Origin of the sequence: Terrabacter sp. Ter38 (assembly GCF_024519435.1) — a bacterium.
In the GTDB taxonomy this organism is placed as follows: domain Bacteria; phylum Actinomycetota; class Actinomycetes; order Actinomycetales; family Dermatophilaceae; genus Terrabacter.
In genome coordinates, this window is the sequence record NZ_JALJRZ010000005.1 from 64,477 (window position 1) to 80,496 (window position 16,020).

At 72.0% G+C, this 16,020-nt stretch carries 19 protein-coding genes; 10 read left to right on the top strand and 9 right to left on the bottom strand.

Features of this window, described 5'->3' with window-relative positions; genetic code table 11:
• Positions 1-62 precede the first annotated feature (62 nt).
• On the top strand, positions 63-389 hold the full coding sequence (locus NR112_RS11995) for a DUF952 domain-containing protein (protein ID WP_256794566.1): 327 nt from the start codon (positions 63-65) through the stop codon (positions 387-389).
• Between the two features lie 95 nt (positions 390-484).
• Here NR112_RS11995 and arfB read toward each other — a convergent pair whose 3' ends face one another.
• The 3 genes from arfB to NR112_RS12010 form a co-directional block, all read right to left on the bottom strand.
• Positions 485-940: an alternative ribosome rescue aminoacyl-tRNA hydrolase ArfB gene (gene arfB, locus NR112_RS12000; protein WP_256794567.1), complete on the bottom strand. Its 456-nt coding sequence runs from the start codon at positions 938-940 to the stop codon at positions 485-487.
• Positions 941-1,030: 90 nt separating this feature from the next.
• Positions 1,031-1,807 (bottom strand): SDR family NAD(P)-dependent oxidoreductase, encoded by a 777-nt coding sequence (locus NR112_RS12005; RefSeq protein ID WP_256794568.1) that lies wholly within the window; start codon positions 1,805-1,807, stop codon positions 1,031-1,033.
• Positions 1,808-1,859: 52 nt separating this feature from the next.
• The gene (locus NR112_RS12010) at positions 1,860-3,005 is read right to left on the bottom strand and encodes an acyl-CoA dehydrogenase family protein (RefSeq protein WP_256794569.1); all 1,146 of its coding nucleotides are present in this window, start codon (positions 3,003-3,005) and stop codon (positions 1,860-1,862) included.
• A gap of 136 nt (positions 3,006-3,141) precedes the next feature.
• On the opposite strand from NR112_RS12010, the gene NR112_RS12015 reads away from it, so the two are divergent.
• Both NR112_RS12015 and NR112_RS12020 read left to right on the top strand, forming a co-directional pair.
• Complete coding sequence (locus NR112_RS12015) at positions 3,142-4,038, top strand: peptidoglycan DD-metalloendopeptidase family protein (protein WP_256794570.1); 897 nt, start codon at positions 3,142-3,144, stop codon at positions 4,036-4,038.
• A 110-nt stretch (positions 4,039-4,148) separates the two neighbouring features.
• Positions 4,149-5,420, top strand: a complete 1,272-nt coding sequence (locus NR112_RS12020) for an MFS transporter (protein WP_256794571.1) — start codon at positions 4,149-4,151, stop codon at positions 5,418-5,420.
• Positions 5,421-5,432: 12 nt separating this feature from the next.
• Here the strand turns inward: NR112_RS12020 and NR112_RS12025 are convergent, their stop codons facing one another.
• From NR112_RS12025 to NR112_RS12040, 4 genes are read right to left on the bottom strand one after another with little or no spacing between them, the layout of a single operon-like run.
• The gene (locus tag NR112_RS12025; protein ID WP_256794572.1) at positions 5,433-6,506 is read right to left on the bottom strand and encodes an ABC transporter ATP-binding protein; all 1,074 of its coding nucleotides are present in this window, start codon (positions 6,504-6,506) and stop codon (positions 5,433-5,435) included.
• The gene (locus tag NR112_RS12030) at positions 6,503-7,288 is read right to left on the bottom strand and encodes an ABC transporter permease (protein ID WP_256794573.1); all 786 of its coding nucleotides are present in this window, start codon (positions 7,286-7,288) and stop codon (positions 6,503-6,505) included. Before NR112_RS12030 ends, NR112_RS12025 begins: the two co-directional genes overlap by 4 nt.
• A gap of 37 nt (positions 7,289-7,325) precedes the next feature.
• Positions 7,326-8,171: a molybdate ABC transporter substrate-binding protein gene (gene modA, locus NR112_RS12035; protein WP_306217123.1), complete on the bottom strand. Its 846-nt coding sequence runs from the start codon at positions 8,169-8,171 to the stop codon at positions 7,326-7,328.
• Positions 8,168-8,563: a molybdopterin-binding protein gene (locus NR112_RS12040; RefSeq protein ID WP_020143406.1), complete on the bottom strand. Its 396-nt coding sequence runs from the start codon at positions 8,561-8,563 to the stop codon at positions 8,168-8,170. The genes modA and NR112_RS12040 overlap by 4 nt, the downstream gene beginning before the upstream one ends.
• 175 nt (positions 8,564-8,738) lie before the next feature.
• Between NR112_RS12040 and NR112_RS12045 the strand changes: the two genes are divergently transcribed.
• The 5 genes from NR112_RS12045 to gabT all read left to right on the top strand — a co-directional run bounded on the left by NR112_RS12045 (position 8,739) and on the right by gabT (position 12,200).
• Positions 8,739-9,128, top strand: a complete 390-nt coding sequence (locus NR112_RS12045) for a helix-turn-helix transcriptional regulator (RefSeq protein ID WP_256794574.1) — start codon at positions 8,739-8,741, stop codon at positions 9,126-9,128.
• Positions 9,125-9,625, top strand: coding sequence for an SRPBCC family protein (locus NR112_RS12050; protein ID WP_256794575.1), 501 nt, complete (start codon positions 9,125-9,127; stop codon positions 9,623-9,625). Before NR112_RS12045 ends, NR112_RS12050 begins: the two co-directional genes overlap by 4 nt.
• Positions 9,626-9,630: 5 nt before the next feature.
• Positions 9,631-10,071: a VOC family protein gene (locus NR112_RS12055; protein WP_256794576.1), complete on the top strand. Its 441-nt coding sequence runs from the start codon at positions 9,631-9,633 to the stop codon at positions 10,069-10,071.
• Between the two features lie 67 nt (positions 10,072-10,138).
• Positions 10,139-10,720, top strand: coding sequence for a dihydrofolate reductase family protein (locus NR112_RS12060; protein WP_256794577.1), 582 nt, complete (start codon positions 10,139-10,141; stop codon positions 10,718-10,720).
• Between the two features lie 142 nt (positions 10,721-10,862).
• Complete coding sequence (gabT, locus tag NR112_RS12065; protein WP_256794578.1) at positions 10,863-12,200, top strand: 4-aminobutyrate--2-oxoglutarate transaminase; 1,338 nt, start codon at positions 10,863-10,865, stop codon at positions 12,198-12,200.
• Between the two features lie 401 nt (positions 12,201-12,601).
• On the opposite strand, the gene NR112_RS12070 is transcribed toward gabT, so the two are convergent.
• Positions 12,602-13,420: an SGNH/GDSL hydrolase family protein gene (locus NR112_RS12070; RefSeq protein WP_056771467.1), complete on the bottom strand. Its 819-nt coding sequence runs from the start codon at positions 13,418-13,420 to the stop codon at positions 12,602-12,604.
• Positions 13,417-14,094 carry a uracil-DNA glycosylase gene (locus tag NR112_RS12075; RefSeq protein ID WP_256794579.1) on the bottom strand — a complete coding sequence of 226 codons (678 nt, stop codon included), beginning with the start codon at positions 14,092-14,094 and terminating at the stop codon, positions 13,417-13,419. Before NR112_RS12075 ends, NR112_RS12070 begins: the two co-directional genes overlap by 4 nt.
• Before the next feature lie 44 nt (positions 14,095-14,138).
• Between NR112_RS12075 and NR112_RS12080 the strand changes: the two genes are divergently transcribed.
• Together NR112_RS12080 and NR112_RS12085 are read left to right on the top strand one after the other, a co-directional pair.
• Positions 14,139-15,317 (top strand): N-acetylglucosamine-6-phosphate deacetylase, encoded by a 1,179-nt coding sequence (locus NR112_RS12080; protein ID WP_256794580.1) that lies wholly within the window; start codon positions 14,139-14,141, stop codon positions 15,315-15,317.
• Positions 15,318-15,326: 9 nt separating this feature from the next.
• Positions 15,327-15,974 (top strand): HAD-IA family hydrolase, encoded by a 648-nt coding sequence (locus tag NR112_RS12085; protein ID WP_256794581.1) that lies wholly within the window; start codon positions 15,327-15,329, stop codon positions 15,972-15,974.
• Positions 15,975-16,020 lie beyond the last annotated feature (46 nt).

Below are 16,020 nucleotides of genomic sequence, written 5' to 3' on the forward strand. Positions count from 1 at the left end.
GCGTGGGGGCGGCCTGAGATACACGTCACCGCTCGCGGGCCGGCTTGGTAGCGTCGCGCCGCATGATCTACCACCTGGCCGAGCAGGCCCACTGGCAGCAGGCCCTCCGGGAGGGCGCCTACACGCGTTCGACCCGCGGGCGCTCGCTCGCCGACGAGGGCTTCGTCCACGCCTCGTCGGCGGAGCAGTGGCCCGTCGTGCGATCGCGCTTCTACGCCGACGTCACCGAACCCCTCCTGCTGCTGCACATCGACGAGACGCGGCTGTCGTCTCGCGTGGTCCACGAGGTCGGGGACCCGGCGACGGGCGAGACGTTCCCGCACGTCTACGGCCCCGTCGACGTCGACGCCGTCGTCGACACGACGCTGCTCGAGCCGCCGCACGCCTGAACCGTCGAGAGGCCACGTCCGGCCGCTCCTGAACCGTCGAGAGGCCACGTCTGGCCGCTCCTGGACGGTCGAAGGGCCAGGCGTGTCCGCCGGCCTCACTCGGGTTGAACGCGACCCCGACCCGACTTGACCTGCGACCGGCGCTTCTTGCCCTCGATCCGCCGCCGCTGCGAGCCGCGCGTCGGCTTCGTGGACCGCCGGGCCGGCGGCGGGGGAGCCAGGCCCTCGCGCAGCAGGTCCACGAGACGGTCGCGGGCCGCGGCCCGGTTGCGCAGCTGCGAGCGCTGCTCGGAGGCCACGATCGTGAGCCGTCCGGCGACGAGCCGACCGTCGAGGGCGGTGAGGAGGCGCTCGCGCTGGGCCGGCGTCAGGGCGCTCGAGGTCTCCGGGTCGAAGACGAGCTCGACCCGGCTGTCCGTCGTGTTGACGCCCTGACCGCCGGGGCCGGACGACCGGCTGAACCGCTCGACGAGCTCGCCGGCCGGGATGACGAGACCCCGCCGCAGGCCGGGACCGGCCGCGATCACGAGGTCACCGCCGGGCTCGTTCACCTCGCCATTGTGCCTGCGTGAGCCCGGGAACGCCGGATGCCGCCCCTCCGGGGCGGGGGGACGGCATCCGGTGGAGCGGGCGTGGGCGACTCAGCGCGGCGGCATACGGAGGGCGCCGTCGAGGCGGATGACCTCTCCGTTGAGCATCGGGTTGTCGACGATGTGGCGCACGAGGTTGGCGTACTCCTCGGGGCGGCCGAGGCGCGACGGGTGCGGCACCTGCTTCTCGAGGACCTCCTTGACCTCGCCCGGGAGGCCGGCGAGCATCGGCGTCTCGAAGGTGCCGGGTGCGACGGTCATGACGCGGATTGCCTTGTCCGCGAGGTCTCGAGCCGCAGACAGGGTGAGCCCGACGATGCCGCCCTTGCTCGCGGCGTACGCGGCCTGGCCGATCTGGCCGTCGTAGGCGGCGATGCTCGCGGTGTTGACGATGACGCCGCGGTCGCCGTCGACGGGCTCGTTGCCGAGCATCGCGGCGGCCGCGAGGCGCAGGACGTTGAACGAGCCGACGAGGTTGATGTCGATGACCGTCTTGAAGGTCTCGAGCGAGAGCGGGCCACCTCGCCCGATGACGCGGCCGGGGGTGGCGACACCGGCGCAGTTGACGGCGATGCGCAGCTCGCCGAGCGCGGTGGCCCGGTCGATCGCGGCCTGCACCTGGGCCTCGTCGCGCACGTCGGCCGCGACGAAGACGGCGCTGCCCTCGCGCTCGGCGTTGAGCTCGTCGACGAGCGTCGGGGCCGTCGAGCCCTCGAGGTCGATGATGACGACGGTGGCGCCGTCGGCGACGAGCCGTCGGGCGGTGGCGCCGCCGAGGCCGGATCCGCCACCGGTGACGACGGCGACGGTGGACGAGTTCAGCTGCATGACAGGCCTTTCGGGCGTCGGTGGGTCAGCGGGGAAGCAAAGGCGCTGGGCGTCAGCGGGCGAGGAGCTGGCGCGAGATGACGAGGCGCTGGATCTGGTTGGTGCCTTCGAAGATCTGGGTCACCTTCGCCTCGCGCATGTAGCGCTCGAGCGGGAAGTCCTCGGTGTAGCCGGCTCCGCCGAGCACCTGCACGGCGTCGGTGGTCACCTTCATGGCCGCGTCGGTCGCCACGAGCTTCGCGACCGCTGCCTCCTTGCCGAAGCCGCGACCGGCGTCCTTGAGCCGAGCGGCGTGGAGGTAGGTGGCGCGCGCCGAGGTGACGGCGGCCTCCATGTCGGCGATGAGGAAGGCGAGCCCCTGGAAGTCGGCGATGCGGTGCCCGAACTGCTGGCGCTCGGTCGCGTAGTCTGCGGCCGCGTCGAGGGCTGCCTGTGCCAGACCCGTGGCGGCAGCGGCGATGCCGAGACGGCCGGCATCGAGGGCCGACAGGGCCATCTTCATGCCGTCGCCCGCGCGGCCGATGAGACGGGCGCCGTCGACAGGCACCCTGTCGAACATGACCTGCGCGACGGGGTCGCAGTGCAGGCCCATCTTGCGCTCGGGCGCGGCGAACGTGAGGCCAGGGGCGTCACCGGGGACGATGAAGGTCGACAGGCCCTTGCTGCCGTCGTCGGAGGTGCGCGCGAAGGTCGTGTAGTAGTCGGCGTGCCCCGCGTGCGAGATCCATGCCTTGGTGCCCTTGAGCGACCAGCCGTCGTCGGTGCGGGTGGCCCGCGTCGTCATCGACCCGATGTCGGAGCCGGCGAGGGGCTCGGAGAGGCAGTAGGCGCCGAGCTGCTCGCCCGAGAGCATCCCGGGCAGCAGGGCCTCCTGCTGCTCGTGGGTGCCGAAGGTCGCGACAGGGTAGGCCGTGAGGCTGTGCACGCTGACCCCGACGGCGACGCTCATCCAGACGGAGGCGATCTCCTCGACGACCTGGAGGTAGACCTCGTAGGGCTGGTCGGCCCCGCCGAACTCCTCGGGGTAGGGCAGCGACAGCAGGCCGGCCCGCCCGAGCGTGCGGAAGGTGTCCTGGGGGAAGGTGCGGGCGCGTTCGGCGTCGTCGACCTCGGGCGCGAGGTCCTTGCGGCAGATCTCTCGCGTCAGCTCGATCAGGTCGGTGGCTTCGTCGGTCGGCATCAGCCTCGTCGCTGGCATGGCTCGATACTAGGACGTCCGAGCATTTCGTCCAAAGTGTGAGACGGACCCGGTGGTCGAGGGTTAGCCGCTTGTTAGGCCACGTCGGTTCAGTGGCTCGTACAGGGCACCACCTCACCGCTCGGAAGGACACGAGATGTTCAGGAGATTCGCAGTCGGACTGGTCGCCGTGCTCGGCGTCGCAGCCGCCCTCGTCGGCACGGCGCCGAACGCCAACGCCACGGCCCGCAACGGGGTGTGCGAGTCCGGCGAGTTCTGCCTCTACTACAACAGCGGCAACGCCGGGTCGCGCGTCGACCTCGTCAACTCGCAGCGCGACTACGGCACCGGCTCGGGGTGCATCGAGTTCGTCAGCAGCGGCTCGGGCCAGGGCCAGTGCGTCAAGAACAACACCGCGTCGGTCTGGAACCGCACCGGGAAGTCGGTCTTCGTCTTCTACAACAGCGACTTCGGCGGCGTCTACGACGAGGTGCCCAACGGCGCCCAGGTCGACCTCAATGCCAACGTCAAGAACAACAACGCCTCGCAGATCGTCGGTGACGCGTCGCTGCGCTTCCCGCTAGCCGTCAACCAGGCCGACGTCAAGAACCGCACGCCGCACTGGTGCTGGGACAGCAAGGTCAACTGCCACCACGACTACAACGCCTCCGACATCTTCGCCGCGACCGGCACCTCGGTCCTCTCGCCGGTCAACGGGACGGTCATGACGAAGAACATCCGCGCGGGCAGCACCGGCTGCGACAGCGTCGGCAGCACCGTCACGGTCAAGGACGGCTTCGGCCGGCTCTGGTACTTCGCCCACATGGACGACAGCCCCGCCCCGGTCGTCTCCGTCGGGCAGTCGGTGACCAAGGGACAGCGCATCGGCTACGTCGGCACGAAGTACCACGCCCTCTGCACCGACTCCCACCTGCACATCGACATGCGGGTCGGCGTCGACTCGCGGGTCTCGTGCAGCGCGGCCGCGTGCGCGAGCTACGGCTTCGTCAACGACCAGCCCCTCCTGCGCAACGCCTTCCTCGCGCTCCCCTGAGCGCCCGCCGGTGGCCGGGACCGTTGAGGTCCCGGCCACCGCCGCGCCCCGCGGCGCCCGCGGTCGAAACCCCGGCGACGCGGCCACCCCGCGGGCCCTACCGTCGGAGCGTGCTCACCCTCCTGCGGCGTCCGCTTCGCGAGGCGGACGCGACGTCCACCTTCTACGTGCTGACGGCCGTGGCGGCCTTCGCCTTCGCGGCGTGCTTCACCCTGAACCTCGTCTTCCAGTACCGCGTCGTCGGCCTCGACCCGTTCCAGATGGTGCTCGTCGGCACGGTCCTCGAGGCGACGTGCTTCGTCTTCGAGGTGCCGACGGGGATCGTGGCCGACCTGCACAGCCGCCGCGTCTCGGTCATCATCGGGTTCTTCCTCGTCGGGGTCGGCTTCGCCGTCGAGGGCGTCGTCGCGACCTTCGCCGCCGCGATCGTCGGCAACGTCATCTGGGGCATCGGCTACACCTTCACGTCCGGTGCGTTGCAGGCCTGGATCACCGACGAGGTGGGCGAGGAGCACGTCGCGCGCGTCTTCACGCGGGAGACCCAGCTCGACCTCGCCTTCGGCTTCCTCGGCACGCTGACCGCGGGCGGCCTCGGTCTCATCGCGCTCCGGGTGCCGATCGTCGTGGCCGGCGTGACGCTCGCGCTCCTCGCCGTGGGACTCGCGGTGGCGATGCCCGAGCGCCACTTCCACCCCACGCCCCGCGGTGACCGTGAGACGTTCGGACACCTCAGGGACCAGTTCGTCGCAGGTCTCGCCGTCGCTCGCGGGCGACGGGTGGTGCGGGTCTTCCTCCTCGTCAGCGTGCTCGTCGGCCTGTCGAGCGAGGTCTTCGACCGGCTGTGGCAGGTGCGCGTGCTCGACACCTTCGCCATGCCGTCGTTCCTCGGCAGCGATCCCGCCGTGGCGTTCACGGTGTTCGCGCTCATCGGGTCGGTCGTCTCCCTGCTCGCGTCGGGGGCGAGCAGCCGCTGGCTGCCCGCGCGGGTGGTCGAGGAGAACCCGGGACTACCGGTCGCTCTCGCCGCCGCGGCGCAGGTCGCCGCCGTCGTCGGGGTCGCCCTGTTCGGCCAGCTGTGGCTCGTCCTCCTGGCGCTGTGGCTGCACAACGCGAGCAGCGCCTTCAGCGCGCCGATCCAGGCGACGTGGCTCAACCGCAACCTCGAGTCGTCGTCGCGGGCGACGGTGCTGTCGATGAACAGCCAGGCCAATGCGATCGGCCAGGTCGCGGGCGGGCCTCCGCTCGGCGCGCTCGCGACCCGGACGTCGATCCCCGTCGCTCTCCTCGTGGCGGCGGTCGTGCAGCTGCCGTCCGTGCTGGCCTTCCTCCGCGTCCGCCGCTCCACCACCCCGTCGAGCGAGCGCCCTGTGCCGGTCGAGTGAAGGAGGTGGGACTCAGCGCGGGTAGGTGCGCACCTCGGTGGCCTTGACGGCCGCCCACACGTCCTGACCGACCTGCAGCCCCAGCGCCGTGACCGACTCGAGCGTCACCTCGGCGGTGAGCGGCACCTCGCCCACGAGACCGATGCGGGCCGACTGGCCCTGCATGGTCACGGACGCGATGCGCAGCCGCCAGGCGTTGCGCGGGGACCCTTCCGGGTGGTGACGGTGCAGCGACACGGCGCTCGGGGGCACCGTCGCCCAGACAGCCCCCTCGGTCGGGCTCGTCGTGACGATGAGACCACCGTCCGCGGTGTGCACATGACCGTGCGAATCACCTTGTGCGGCATACAGGTTGAGTCCGACGACGGTGCCCACGTAGGCGCTCCGTGGCTCCCTCAGCACCTCAGCGGGCGTGCCGAGCTGGGTCACCCGCCCGTCCTCGACGAAGACGAGGTGGTCGGCGAGCGTCAGCGCGTCGAGCGGGTCGTGGGTGACGAGCACCGTGACGCCGTCGTATGCCGTGAGGCGGGCTGCGAGGTCGCTGCGTGTCCGGGCGCGCGTGTCGGGGTCGAGGGCTGCGAGCGGCTCGTCGAGGAGGAGGAGGGCCGGGTCGGTGGCCAGGGCGCGGGCGAGGGCCACGCGCGCCTGCTGTCCCGACGAGAGCTCGCGGGGGCGCGCGGTGGCTCGGTCGGAGAGGCCGACACGATCGAGCTCGGTGCGCGCGCGGTCTCGCGCATCGTGCCGGCCGACACCGCGGCTGCGCGGGCCGAAGGCGACGTTGTCGAGGGCACGCAGGTGGGGGAAGAGCAGGCTGTCAGCGAGCATCAGCCCGACCGCGCGCTGCTCCGGGGCGAGGTGCTGCCGTCCGTCGTCCCACACCTGGCCACCGACCCGGACGTGGCCCTCGGCGAGGGGCAGCACCCCGGCGAGCGCGAGAACCGTGGTCGTCTTGCCGCCGCCGTTGGGGCCGAGCACGCCGATGACCTGGCCCGGCTCGGCGGTCAGGGCCACGTCGATCTCGATCTCGCCGCGGGACACGCGGATCCGCGCGTCGAGTCCGGCACCGACGCGGTTCGGAGCGCTCATCGGAGCCACCGCCCGCGCAGCACCCCGAGCACGAGCACGCTGACCGCCAGCAGCATGATGCTGATCGAGATCGCCACCTGCGGGTCACGCTCGAGCTCGACGTAGACGAGCAGCGGCAGGGTCTGGGTGCGGCCCGGGAAGTTGCCGGCGAAGGTGATCGTGGCGCCGAACTCGCCGAGCGCCCGCGCCCAGGCCAGGGCGAGGCCGCTCGCGATCCCGGGCAGGACGAGGGGGATCCCGACCGTGCGCAGGTAGCGCAGGTCGCTCGCACCGAGGGTGCGGGCCACGGACTCGAGGCGGGGGTCGAGCCCGCGCATCGCTCCCTCGACGGCGAGGACGTAGTAGGGCATGGCGACGAAGGTCTCGGCGAGCACGACGGCCACGGTCGTGAACGGGACCTGGATGCCGAAGGGCGTCAGGTACTGGCCGATGAGCCCGTTGCGCCCCCACGTCATGAGCAGGGCGACGCCGCCGACGACGGGTGGCAGCACGAGGGGCACCGTGAGCAGAGCGCGGACCCAGCTCGTCGCCCGGTGCTCAGAGCGCGCGAGGAACCAGGCCAGGGGAGTGCCGAGCAGGAGGCACAGGACGGCCGTCACCGAGGTCGTCGTCAGTGAGAGCCGCAGGGCCGGCAGGACGGTCGGGGTCGCGAGGTCGGCGGGGATGCGCGCCCAGTCGGCGCGGAGCAGCAGGGCGACGAGCGGCACGACGAGCAGCAGCAGGGCGAGTGCCGCCGGCACGCCGAGCGCGACGCGGGAACGCCACCGGACGGCATACCTCATGTCACGTCATCCTGCCGGTGGCCGGCCAGGCCGCCGCTCAGGGCGCGCCGAAGCCGAACGACTGCACGGTCGACAGTCCCTCGGCGCTCAGCAGGTAGGCGACGAAGGCCTTCGTCGCCGCGTCGTCGGAGAGCGTGATGACGGGGTAGGACAGGGTCGTGTTGAACTGCGAAGGGATCTCGACGCCCGTGACGGCGTCCTTCGCTGCGACGACGTCGGAGTGGTAGACCACGGCGGCGTCGGCCTCGGCGAGCCTGACCTTGGAGAGGGTCGCCTTGACGTCGACCTCCTTGCTCACGACGTTTGGCACGATCCGGGCCTTGGCGAAGGTGGCCTGCGCGGCCTTGCCGCACGGGACGGTGTCGGCGCAGAGGACGACCTTGACGGTCGGCTTCGCGAGGTCGTTGATCGAGGCGACCGCGCCGGGATTGCTCGGCGGGACAGCGATCTCGAGGACGTTGGTGGCGAAGGTCTTCGTGTCCTTGACCATGCTCTGGTCGAGCGGCGTGGCCGCGGCGGTGCCGGCGAGGGCGACGACCGACGCGGGGGCGCCGTTGTTGACCTGCTGCACGAGGGTCGCGCTGGATCCGTAGGAGGTCTCGACGGTGACCCCGGGGTGCGCCGCCTCGAAGTCCTTCTTCAGCTGGTCGAAGGACTCGGTCAGCGACGCTGCGGCGAGCACCGTCACGGTGCCCTGGAGGGAGGCCGCCGAGGCACCGGACTTCCCCGGTTGCCCGGTGCCGTCGGCGGCCGGGGTGGAGCTGCCGCAGCCGGCGAGGAGCACGGCGGTCGCGGCGAGGGTGGCGACGGTCGGCGCGAGGGTGCGGCGGACGTCTCGGGGGGCTCGGGGGGCTCGGGGGGCTCGGGAGGGCGGCGCGCTCATGCGGGGACCTCCACGACCACGTGGGTCGACTTGACGCTGGCGACGGCGACGGAACCGACCTCGAGCGCAAGGTCGTCGACGGACTCGCTCGAGAGCAGCGAGACGATGCGGAACGGCCCGCACTGCAGCTCGACCTTGGCCATGACGGTGTCCTTGGTGATGGCGGTGACGATGCCGCGCATCCGGTTGCGGGCGGACGCGCCCCCGATGGTGCCGACCGCAGCCGGATGTGCGAGCTCTTGGGCCACGGCTGCGAGCTGGGCACCGTCCACGGTCCGGCGGCCGGCGTCGTCGGTGGACCCGTCGAGACGGCCGGAGTCGACCATGCGACGGACGGTGTCGTCGGAGACGCCGAGCAGGGAGGCTGCCTCCGTGATACGCAGATGCGGCATGAACTAGACCCTACACCCGCAGGTGCGGACTGACAGCGCCTCCGTATGCCGCGTGCGCGTCTGGCGGGTGACCGCGCGGGGCGTGGTGCGCGAGGCTCGGAGATCACCGGGGTTGACGGGAGTGACGCTCATGAGCTGTAATCAACGTATTAGTTGATCAAGGAGTTAGTTGACAATGATTCTCTCGCCCGTCTCGGATGCGGACCTCGACCGCGCCTTCGCGGCCCTGGCCGATCCCGTCCGGCGCGCCATCATCGCCCGCCTCAGCCGCGGCGCGGCCACCGTCAACGAGCTCGCCGAGCCGTTCGAGATCAGCAAGCAGGCCGTCAGCAAGCACATCCAGGTGCTCGAGCTGGCCGGCCTCGTGAGCCGGACCCGCGACGCCCAGCGCCGCCCGGTCCACCTCGAGGCCGCCCGGCTCGAGGCGATGACGGGGTGGATCGACCGCTACCGGCTCGCCGCAGAGCAGCGTTTCCGGTCGCTCGACGCCGTCCTCGAACGCACCGCCTCACCTGCAGCATCAGCAGCAACCACACCGAACACCGACAAGGAGCAGCAGCCATGACCAACACACTCACCCTCGACATCCCCGCCGGCGTGCCGTGGATCGACTTCACCCGCGAGTTCGACGCCCCCGTCGAGGCCGTGTTCAACGCCCACCGCGACCCCGAGCTCGTCCGCCAGTGGCTCGGCCCGCGGGGCTACGAGATGCAGATCGAGCGCTGGGACTTCACGTCCGGCGGCGGCTACCGCTACACCCACCGCGACGGCGACAACGTCTACGGCTTCCACGGCACGTTCCACACGGTCCGCGACAACGACTTCGCGGTCCAGACCTTCGAGTTCGAGGGCGCTCCTGACGAGGTTGCCATCGAGTTCATGCGCTTCGTCGACCTGGGCGATGGCCGCTGCCGGCTCGAGGGACGCAGCGTCGGGCGCACAGTCGAGGGCCGCGACTTGATGGTCGAGAGCGGCATGGAGACAGGCATGGCCCAGGGCTACGAGCAGCTCGAAGAGCTCGTCGCCGCCTCCGCCTCAGCATCCGCTTCGGCCCAGGGCTGACCGCCGTGGACTGGACGCTCGAGGTCGTCATCGTCCCGGTCAGCGACCTCGGGGCCGCGATCGCCTTCTACCGCGACCAGGTCGGCTTCGACCTCGACCACGACACGCAGAACGAGCACATGCACGTCGCCCAGCTGACGCCGCGGGGCTCCGGGTGCTCGATCGTCGTCGGCGACCTCCCGTCGCAGCAGGCGATGGCGCCCGGTTCGCTCCACGGCATCCAGCTCGTCGTGGCCGACGCCGCCGCGGCTCGAGCCGAGCTCGTCGGCCGGGGCGTCGAGTGCTCTGACGTCCAGGTCATCGATCCGCGCGACGGGGGCACGTTCTTCGGCTTCTCCGACCCGGACGGCAACTCGTGGGCCGTCCAGGAGCTCAAGGTCCGCGGCGAGAAGCCGCTCATCCCGCACGAGGCCCGAGGCCGTTTCGGCGAGGGCGTCGAGCTCTGACCTGGCGGACGGCGGCACGACGACAGGGTGTGCCGCCTGCCGGTGGTCGCGCGATACAGGAGGAATCATGAGCAGGACCGTCTTCGACATCAGCCTCTCGCTCGACGGTTTCGTCACCGCGGCGCCCCAGACCGCCGAGGAGCCGCTCGGGCCGGGCGGCGACCAGCTGCACGGCTGGCTCGTCGACCGGGACTACCTCGAGCGTGCCGTCGCCGACCTCGGCGCCGTGGTCGCCGGTCGCACCACCTATGACCATTCGATCGCGAGCTGGGGTGCCGACGGCCCGTCGGGCGACGCCCGACGCCCGGTTTTCGTCGTCACGCACGAGGCCCCGCCGCCCGGCTCCGTGCCCGAGGGCGGTGTCTACACGTTCGTCTCGGACGGGCTCGAGTCCGCCCTCGACCAGGCCCGCGCGGCGGCCGACGGTCACACCGTGACCGTCATGGGAGGTGCGGACCTCGGCCGACAGTGTCTCGCGGCCGGACTCGTCGACGAGGTCTCGCTGCACGTCGCCCCGGTGCTCTTCGGCCGCGGCAGCCCGATGTTCGCCGGCCTCGACGTCGGCCACGTCCAGCTCGAGCTGCTCGAGGCGGCCGGCACCCGAGAGACCGTCCACCTGCGCTACCGGGTAGTCCGCCCCGCCCACTGACACCGAACGACGCGTTCGGTCGTGAACTCAGCGGTCTGCCACTGAGTTCGTGACCGAACGCGGCGTTCCAGTACGGAATGAGCAGGTACGCCGCGCCGACCCGGGTTCCACTCGGAGGCGTCCGGACGGCATACTGACGGGCATGAGCAACGTCCCCCAGCAGCGGCTCCTGCAGACCGCCATCCCCGGCCCCAAGTCGGCCGCGCTCCAGGCCCGCAAGACGGCGGCCGTGTCCGCCGGCGTCTCCACCGGTCTGCCGGTCTACGTCGAGCGCGCCGGCGGCGGCATCCTCGTCGACGTCGACGGCAACCAGCTCATCGACTTCGGGTCCGGCATCGCCGTGACCACCGTCGGCAACGCCGCGCCGCGCGTCGTCGACCGCGTCACCGCGCAGGTGCAGGACTTCACCCACACGTGCTTCATGGTGACCCCCTACGAGGAGTACCTCGAGGTGGCCGAGGCCCTCAACGACCTGACGCCCGGCGACCACGACAAGCGCACCGCGCTGTTCAACTCCGGTGCCGAGGCCGTCGAGAACGCCGTCAAGGTCGCCCGCCACTTCACCGGCCGAAATGCCGTCGTCGCCTTCGACCACGCCTACCACGGGCGCACCAACCTCACCATGGCGCTCACGGCCAAGAACATGCCCTACAAGCACCGGTTCGGACCCTTCGCCGGCGAGGTCTACCGGGCGCCGATGAGCTACCCCTACCGCTGGCCCGGTGGCGCCGCCGACTGCGCCAAGGAGGGCTTCGACGCGTTCGTCACGCAGGTGCACGCACAGGTGGGGGAGGACAACCTCGCTGCCGTCATCCTCGAGCCCATCCAGGGGGAGGGCGGATTCATCGTCCCCGCACCGGGATTCGTCAAGCAGGTCGCCGACTGGTGTGCCGACAACGGGATCCTCTTCATCGCCGACGAGGTGCAGACCGGCTTCTGCCGCACCGGTGACTGGTTCGCGAGCGAGTACGAGGGCGTCGTGCCCGACCTCATCACGACCGCCAAGGGCATGGCAGGCGGCCTCCCGCTCGCCGGCGTCACCGGCCGTGCCGACGTCATGGACTCCATCCACGGCGGTGGCCTCGGTGGCACGTACGGCGGCAACCCCGTCGCGTGCGCGTCCGCGCTCGGTGCCATCGAGACGATGAAGGATGAGGACCTCTGCGCCCGGGCCAAGCAGGTCGAGGCCCTCTTCGTGCCGCGCCTGCAGGCCCTCGCCGAGAAGTACCCCCAGATCGGCGACATCCGCGGCCGCGGGGCCATGCTCGCCGTGGAGCTCGTCAACGGTCCCGGCGACCTCACGCCCAACGCCGCGCTGACCGGGGCCGTCAACCAGGCCTGCCACGCCGAGGGGCTCGTCACGCTGACGTGCGGCACCTACGGCAACGTCTTCCGCTTCCTCCCGCCGCTCGCCGCGAGCGACGAGCTGCTCTCCGAGGGGCTCGACATCTTCGAGAAGGCGTTTGCGGCGTCCGTCTGAGGCGAGACGCGCCGAGGGCGTATGCCGTCCGGTTGCCTCCCAGCGCAGCGAGCCGGACGGCACACCTCCTCCACGACAGCGAGACCCGCCCCCGGCTGGGGGACGGGCCTCACTGTCTCACAAGGGGATCCGCGTCAGCGGAGCCAGACCTTGAGCTGCATCGAGGTGCCGAACTGGTTGCCGATGCCGATGGTGACGCCGTTGTTCGGGACCTTGACGCGGGTGCACGGCGTCGAGGACCAGAACTGCGTGGAGTCGTCGAGGACCGGCTGGGCCGCAGCACCGGCGACGGGAAGGCCACCCCGTACGTCGGGTGGCCGGCCGGGGATCCGGAACCGCGCTCCTCGGGGAACGTCCGCGGCCGGGGCGGACCGGTCCGTGGTCCGTCGGCACGGACGGCTTCAGTCGAAGGGGGTCACGTCGGGGCGCTTGGCCTGGCGGTGGTCGCCCGAGCTGCGGCCGGTGAGGCGACGGTGGACCCATGGGCCGACGTACTCCTTGGCCCACTGCGCGTTGGCCTGCAGGGCCTCTCGGCGGCCGATCGGCGGAGCGGGCTCGAGCGGTGTCGCCCAGTCGGTCTCGGCCGGGGTGTGGCCGAGGGCCTCGAGGGCCGCGAGGGCGACGCGGCGGTGGCCCTCGGTCGTCATGTGGATGCGGTCCTCGCTCCACATCCGCCAGTCGCGCAGCGCGTGGAGGCCCCACTGGTCGATGACGTGGGCGCCGTTGCGCCGGGCGATGCTCCAGATGTTGGCGGTGTGGATCGCGGCCCGGCCGCGGGTGGCCTTGACGAGCGGGGCGTCCGCGGGGTCGACGGGGGTCGCCATGAGCACGTCGGCGCCGGTTGCCCGGATGCGGGCCACGGCGGCCTCGAGTCGGGCGGCCAGGCCGTCGAGGTCGGCCTTGGGCCGGAGGATGTCGTTGCCGCCACCGACGATGCTGACGAGGTCGGGCTGGAGCGACAGGGCGTCCTCGAGCTGGGGCCCGACGACGTCAGCGAGCTTGCGTCCGCGCACGGCGAGGTTGGCGTAGCCGAAGTCGAGCCCGTCGGCACGGGCGATCTCCGAGAGGTGCGACGCGAGACGGTCGGCCCAGCCGGCGAACTCGCCGTCGTGGCCGAACGTCGGGTCGTCGTCGCACATGCCTTCGGTGAAGGAGTCGCCGATGGCGACGAAACGGGTCCAGACCGTGGGCCCGGAGACCTCGGGGGTGGGCTGGGTCATGTCAGCCTCCAGTCGATGGGAGCCGCGCCCTGCTGGGCGAGGAGGTCGTTGGTGCGGCTGAAGGGCCGCGAGCCGAAGAAGCCGGAGCGGGCCGAGAGCGGGGACGGGTGGGCCGACTCGATGCGCGGCACGTCGTCGAGCATCGGCGCGAGCGACTGCGCCTGCCGCCCCCAGAGGATGGCGACGAGCGGCCCGCCGCGTGACACCAGGGCAGAGATCGCTTGTGCTGTCACGGTTTCCCATCCCTTGCCCTGGTGGCTGGCGCTCGCCCCGGGGCGCACCGTCAGGACCCGGTTGAGCAGCATGACACCGCGCTCGAACCACGGCGTCAGGTCGCCGTTGCCCGGCGTCGGCACGCCGAGGTCGGTGCCGAGCTCCTGGTAGATGTTCTGCAGCGACCGCGGGACCGGCCGCACGTCCGGCGCGACGCTGAAGCTCAGCCCCACCGGGTGGCCGGGCGTCGGGTAGGGGTCCTGGCCGACGACGAGCACCCGCACGTCCGGCAGCGGCAGCGAGAAGGCCCGCAGGACGCGGTCGCCGGCGGGCAGGTAGCCGCGGCCGGCCGCGACCTCGGCGCGCAGGAACTCGCCCATCGCGGTGATGGTGTCGGCCACCGGCTCGAGCGCCGGGACCCACGTCGGGTGGACGAGGTCGCTGAGGGGTCGGGCTGGCACGGCCTCACGCTACCCCCGCCCGGTGTGCGACAGAATCGACCCCGATGAACCTCACACTGCGCGGACCTGCCCTCGTCGACGACATCGTGCTGCCCGACGTCCTCGTCCACGTCGAGGGCGAGCGCATCACGGCGGTCACCCCGGTCATCGCGGGCGACGGGCCCCCACCCGGCGACGGTGCGACCGAGCGGGTGAGCGGGACGATGGTGCCGGCGTACGTGGACATCCACTGCCACGGTGGCGGGGGGACGGCGTTCACCGACCTGCGCGACGACGCCGCGGCCGCGGCGGCCGAGCACCACCATGTCCACGGATCGACGAGTCTCATCGCGAGCCTCGTCACGATGAGCCCGCGCGACCTCGAGCGTGGGGTGGCGATGCTCGCCGAGCTCGCCGACGACGGGGTCGTCGACGGCATCCACCTCGAGGGCCCGTGGCTGGCCGAGGCCCGCTGCGGGGCCCACGACCCGGCGCTGCTCCGCGACCCCTCGCTCGCCGAGGTGGAGCGGCTCATCGAGCTGGGCCGCGGTCACATCCGCCAGGTGACCCTCGCCCCGGAGCGCGCGCACGGCCTCGACCTCGTCCGCTGGCTCACGACGGCCGGCATCCACGCGGCGATCGGCCACACGACGGCGTCCTATGCGCAGGTCGAGCAGGCCGTCGCGGCCGGTGCCGACCTCGCCACGCACCTCTTCAACGGCATGGACCCGTGGCACCACCGCAAGCCGGGCGCAGTCCCGGCACTGATGCGGTCGGCCGCCCGGGGCCACGTCACCGTCGAGCTCATCGCCGACGGCGCGCACCTGTCGGACGACACCGTGCGCACCGTCCTCGACCTCGTCGGCCCCGACCATGTCGCCTTCGTCTCCGACGCCATGGCCGCCGCCGGGGTGGGGGACGGCGCCTATGTCCTCGGCGGTCTCTCGGTCGTCGTCGACCGTGGCATCGCCCGCCTGACGCGCGACCCCGACGGCACGAGCCCCGGATCCATCGCCGGTGGCACGAGCCACGTCGCCGACATCGTCGCCCGCGCCGTCGCCTCGGGCGTCCCGATGGCGTATGCCGTCCGCCCCGCCACGCGCACGCCCGCCCGCGCGCTCGGGCTGGCCGACCGGGGCTCGATCGAGGTCGGGTCCCGGGCCGACGTGGTCGTCGTCGACGCCGCCGCTCGCCCGACCCGGGTCATGAGACGCGGGCGGTGGCTGGAGCCCTCGCTGCCCTAGGCTCGGCCGGTGACGTCTCCCCGCTGGTCCACCGCCGTCTTCGACCTCGACGGCACGTTGGCCGACACGATCAACCTCATCGTCGAGTCCTACCAGCACGCGTTCCGCACGATCCTCGGCCGCGAGGAGGACCCGGACGTGATCCGCTCGTGGATCGGCCGTCCGCTGCTCGGCGCCTTCCGCGACCATTCCCCCGAGCACGCCGACGAGCTCTACGCGACGTACCTGACGTGGAACGCGGACAACACCGAGCGCCTGATCCGTGGCTACGACGGCGTCGTCGACGTCCTCGGTGACCTGCGCGCCGCCGGCATACACGTCGGGGTCGCCACGTCCAAGCGGCGCGAGTCGGCGCAGCAGGCCATGGACATCCTCGGCATCAGCGAGCACGTCGACGTCCTCGTCGCGATGGAGGACACCGAGCGGCACAAGCCCGATCCGACGCCGCTGCTGCTCGCGCTCGACCGGATGGGCCGCGGGTCGAACGACGCCGTCTACGTCGGAGACGCTGTCGTCGACGTCCTCGCCGGCAAGGCAGCGGGCATGGACACCGTGGCGGTGACGTGGGGTGCGGGCCTGCCCGACGCGCTCCACGGCGTGCGGCCCACCGCCGTCGTCGCGTCCGCCGACGAGCTGCGCACCGCCCTCCTCGGCTGAGCTCCCGCCCCACCGGTCACCCGTCCCCGGGCCGGTCGGGTCAGCC